This window comes from Rhizobacter sp. P1_G5 (genome assembly GCF_056405435.1).
Genome location: NZ_JBFUCB010000502.1, coordinates 1 through 4,566 on the forward strand (window position 1 = coordinate 1; position 4,566 = coordinate 4,566).

Here is a 4,566-nt window from a genome sequence, read left to right on the forward strand (position 1 = left end):
GTGTTCGGCTCGCTGACCGGCCAGGTCATTGCCGCGGTGACGGTGCGCCGCGGCTTCGACCTGCGGCGCCTGCTGCCCTTCGTGCTGGGCGGCCTGGCCGGCATTCCGATCGGCGTGGCGATCCTGCCGCGGCTCGACATCCTGATGTTCAAGGCGGTGCTGGGCACGCTGCTCGTGCTGTGGTGTCCGGCGATGCTGCTGGCCGGCAGCCTCCCGAAGATCCGGGCCGGCGGCAGGGTGGCCGATGCCGTCGCCGGCGGCCTCGGCGGCGTGATGGGCGGCATCGGCGGATTCACCGGCACGATCCCCACGCTGTGGTGCACGCTGCGCGGCTTCGCGAAGGACGAACAGCGCGCCATCATCCAGAACTTCAACCTCGCGGCGCTGGCGGTCACGATGACCGTCTACGTGGCCAAGGGCATCGTCACGCGCGACATGCTGCCGATGTTCGCGATCGTCGCGCCGGCGATGCTGGTGCCCACGCTGCTGGGCGCGCGGCTGTACATCGGCATTTCCGAGGCGACATTCCGCAAGGTCGTGCTGGGCCTGCTGACGGCGTCGGGCGTGGCGCTGCTGTGGGCGTCGCTGCCTGCCCTCATCGCGAGATGAGCGGGCCGGCGGCTGGCGCGACAATCCGCCGATGACCTCCACCGCCCTCGACGCCTTCATCGCCCAAGCATCGGCCCGCAGCGGCCGCCAGCCCGACCCGGCCGATTGCGTGCTCGCACTGGCGCCGCTGATGCTCGAGCTGATCGATCATGCCGGCAGCTTCCTGGAGCCGCAGCACTACCGCAGCAACGCGTCGGGCTACACCCGCAACCTGATCTACGACGCGCCGGATGCGAGCCTGTCGCTGTACTCGATCGTCTGGCTGCCGGGCCAATGGACGCCGGTGCACGACCACGGCAGCTGGGGCGTCGTCGGCGTCGTCGAGGGCGTGCTGGAAGAGCGCAGCTACGTGCGGCTGTCGCCCGACCGCGGCGCCGACGAAGACATCGACCTCGCGCGCGGCGGCACGATCCTGCTGAGCCACGGGGCCGTCACGAGCTTCGTGCCGAACCCGGACCACATCCACGTCACCGGCGTGCCGGCCGAGCGGCCGCGTGCGGTCAGCCTGCACCTCTACGGGCGCACGATGAACGACTTCAACATCTACGACGTCGCCGCGCGCTCGCGCCGGCGCATCAAGGTGGCGCACAACGAGAGTTGAACGCGCGCGCCGAGGGCCGTCACGGCAGGTCGACGATCTCCACCCAGTTCGGGTTCTTGCCGACCGGCAGCCGCGTGGCCTCGCCGAGCGCGCCGGTGCGCGGGTCGATCGCATGCACCGACACCGAATGCGACTCCTGCCCGGCCGCGATCAGGAAGCGGCCCGATGAATCGATCGCGAAGCCGCGCGGCGTCTTCTCGGTCGGCGTGCTGCCAGCCGGCTCCAGCTTGCCCGTCTCGGCATCCACCTTGAAGCGCGCGATCGTGCTCGACGTGCGCTCCGACGCATAGAGCTGCCGGCCGTCCGGGCTCAGGTGAAGGTCGGCGGCCCACGRCTTGCCGGTGAAACCCTCCGGCAGCGTGGTCGTGCGCTGCAGTTCGCGCAGCGTGCCGCGGCCGGCATCCCACGCGAAGACGTACAGCGACGCATCCACCTCGTTGAGCAGGTACAGGTGCTTCTGCGCCTTGTCCCAGACGAAATGGCGGGCGCCGGATTTGGGTGCTGCCTGCACGATCGCCGGATCGTTCGGCGTCAGCTGCCCCTTGGCCGCATCGAAGCGCCAGACCGACAGGTTGTCGCCGCCGAGGCTGGTGGCCAGCACGAAGCGGTTGCTCGCGTCGGCATGGATCGCATGCGCGTTCGGCGCCGTCGGGATCAGTTGCTGGATGGCCCCGACCACGCCGTTGCCGTCGATGCTGTTGACGGTGATCTTGTGCCCCGGGTACGAGGCCGCGAACAGCCATTTGCCGCTGGCGTCGACGTCGATGTTGGCCATGCTGTCGGCCAGCGGCGCCTCGCCCAGCTTCTTGAGGCGGCCACCGGCCGGGTCGATCGCGAAGCTCACCACGCGGAACGGCTGCGAGCGCAGCGCGGCGTAGAGAAAGCGCTTGTCGGGGCTCACCGCGAGCGGCATCACCGTGCCGCCGACGGCGAGCGTCTCGACCGGGCTCAGCCGGCCGGTGCTGCGGTCGAAGGCCAGCACCGACAGCTCCTGGCTGTCGGCGTTGGAGACGTACACGAAGGTGCCGGCCATCGCGGGGAGGGCGGCGGCGAGCAGCCCGCCGGCCACGATCGCCGCACGCAGCGGCGTTCCGAAGTGCAGATCCAAGTTTGTCTCCTCAGTACGCCGCGATGTGGCGGTCTGTGTGGCCAGTGGCAGCTCAGTTGCAACCCAGCCCGGCCAGCGCCTTGCCTGCACCCGCCACCGCGGGCAGCTTCTGCTTCACGCAGGCCGGGTCGTGCAGAGTGTAGGTGTACGGAATGCCGACCGGGAACGTGCTGGTGCTGACCCAGTCGGTCGCGTCGCGCGACGGCGACGACTCGCTGGCCACCCAGGTGATGCCGTAGCGGCTGAAATCGGCCGGGCTCTTCACGTTGTTGTTGCGCAGCTCCCACCAGCCGATGGTCGAGCTGTCGCGCGAGGTCACCGGGTTCTGCGCGTTCTCGAACCAGTTGCCCTCGATCAGCGAGAAGCCGCCCATGCGGATGTTGGCGCCCGAGGTGTGCACGCCGCTGTACAGGTTGTTGTACAGGTGGGTGTAGCCACCGCGTTGCAGCGGCAGCCGCGACTTCACGTTCTCGTAGAAGTTGTGGTGGTAGGTGATGAAGCGGTCGCTGGAATCGCTGTCGCTGGAGCCGATCAGCCCGACCTTCTGGTGGTCGTGGATGTGGTTGTACGAGTAGGTGATGTGGTGCGCGCCGGCCTTGTTGTCGACCAGCCCGTCGAACTCCATGTCGCCGGCGCCCGCGCACTCCTTGATGCTGCTGAACAGCGTGTTGTGGTCGACCCAGATGTAGCCGGGGGACTTGCCGCCCTGGCCCTCGATGCCGATCGCGTCGATCGAGCCCGGCAGCAGGCCGATCGTCATGTTGCGGATGATGACGTTCGTCGCGCCGCCCTTGATCGCCAGGCCGAAGTTCGCGGCCGAGCCGTCGGCCCCTTCGATCGTCACGTTGCTCTTGTTCTTGACCTCGACGATGGCGCCGGCCGGCTTCGTGCGCTGCGCGCAGGAGTCGGTGATCGACGCGAAGTCGAAGCTGCCGGTGTAGCGGATCACGAGGCCGGCCGAGCCGGTGTAGGCATCGATCGCTGCCTGCATCGCGGCCGCGGTGCTCACCGTCACGGCTGCGGCCTTGCCGCCGCCGGTCACGGTGCCGGCGAAGCCGGCGGTCAGGCCGCTCGGCGCGGGGGCCGGTGCGGGTGCGGGAGCCGGGGCCGGGGCGGGTGCCGGCGAAGGGGCGGGTGCAGGGGCCGGTGCGGGCGCGGGCGAAGGTGCCGGAGCAGGCGCGGGCGCCGGTGCAGCCACCGGTCCGACCGCGCACTTCTCCTTCTTGCCCGCGTTCGGATCCACGCCGCCGAAGGTCGCGCCGGTGCAGGCCACGGTGCCCGACAGCGTCTTCACGACCCACTTGTTCTTCACGCCGAACGACACCTGGCGGGCCGTCGTCCCGATCTTGCAGCTCTTGCCTTCGTCGGCGCACTTCGAGAAGCCGGCCGGCCAGTCGATGGCGAAGGCGGGCGTGGCGGCGGCGCAGGCGATGGCGACCAGGGTCAGTCGCAGCGGGGTCATTCTGGTTGTCATGGGGAGCTCATTCGCAGTTTGAATGGGCCGCAGGCTACCGCGGGACCCCTGTGATGAAGCGCGTTCCCAATACTCTGAAACACTGCTTGCAGCGGCGAGAGGTGCATGCCCGAGCCATCGCCGAGCCATGACCGCGCCGTGACCGGGACGCGGGCGTTGCCTCAGGGGCTCCAGAGGACGACGCGGTGCTTGCCGGCCCGCTTGGCGACGTACATCGCCTGGTCGGCGCGGGCCGTCAGCGCGTCGCCATCGTCGCCGTGTTCGGGCCCGATCGCGACGCCGATGCTCGCGCCCACCGTCACCACCTCGCCGCGGGCCAGGTGGATCGGCAGCTCGATCGCCTGCAGCACCCGCTGCAGCACGCGTTCCACCTCGCGCGCATCCTGGATGTTGCTGAGGATCAGCGCGAACTCGTCGCCGCCGAAACGGGCCACCACGTCGTTGGTGCGGATGCAGCCGAGCAGCCGCTTCGCGACCTCGCGCAGCACGGCGTCGCCGGCGTCATGTCCGTGGGCGTCGTTGACGGCCTTGAAGCCGTCCAGGTCGAGCCAGCTCACGGCCGTCAGCTGCCGGCGCCGCTGCGCATCGGCCAGGATGTAGAGCAGCCTTTCGGCGAACAGCATGCGGTTCGGCAGCCCGGTCAACGGGTCGTGCAGCGCAAGGTGGCGGGCGTGCGCCTCGCTGTCCTTCAGCGCGGTGATGTCGGTCATCGACCACAGCGATTCGTCGGCCGACACCGCCGCGCCGCTCAGGTCGATCCAGATCGCATGGCCC

The 4,566-nt window shown here is 69.7% G+C and carries 5 protein-coding genes; 2 read left to right on the forward strand and 3 right to left on the reverse strand.

The window, feature by feature from the left end; all coding sequences use genetic code 11:
- Together AC1D12_RS25520 and AC1D12_RS25525 are read left to right on the forward strand one after the other, a co-directional pair.
- A partial coding sequence (locus AC1D12_RS25520; RefSeq protein ID WP_477843709.1) for a sulfite exporter TauE/SafE family protein occupies positions 1-609 on the forward strand: 609 nt, incomplete at its 5' end.
- A 31-nt stretch (positions 610-640) separates the two neighbouring features.
- A complete protein-coding gene (locus AC1D12_RS25525; RefSeq protein ID WP_465113705.1) occupies positions 641-1,210 on the forward strand; it encodes a cysteine dioxygenase family protein in 570 nt (189 codons plus the stop codon).
- A 19-nt stretch (positions 1,211-1,229) separates the two neighbouring features.
- Here AC1D12_RS25525 and AC1D12_RS25530 read toward each other — a convergent pair whose 3' ends face one another.
- From AC1D12_RS25530 to AC1D12_RS25540, 3 genes are all read right to left on the reverse strand, one after another.
- Entirely contained in the window at positions 1,230-2,312 is a 1,083-nt protein-coding gene (locus AC1D12_RS25530) for a lactonase family protein (protein WP_477843715.1), read from the reverse strand.
- Between the two features lie 58 nt (positions 2,313-2,370).
- Complete coding sequence (locus AC1D12_RS25535) at positions 2,371-3,792, reverse strand: pectate lyase family protein (RefSeq protein WP_477843711.1); 1,422 nt, start codon at positions 3,790-3,792, stop codon at positions 2,371-2,373.
- A 161-nt stretch (positions 3,793-3,953) separates the two neighbouring features.
- Positions 3,954-4,566 (reverse strand): diguanylate cyclase domain-containing protein (locus tag AC1D12_RS25540; protein ID WP_477843713.1); only part of this gene is annotated, 613 nt, incomplete at its 5' end.

Excerpts from the sequence above, each read along its gene's own strand:
- AC1D12_RS25525 (WP_465113705.1), top strand. The coding sequence starts at position 641 with ATGACCTCCACCGCCCTCGACGCCTTCATCGCCCAAGCATCGGCCCGC.
- AC1D12_RS25535 (WP_477843711.1), bottom strand. The coding sequence starts at position 3,792 with ATGACAACCAGAATGACCCCGCTGCGACTGACCCTGGTCGCCATCGCC.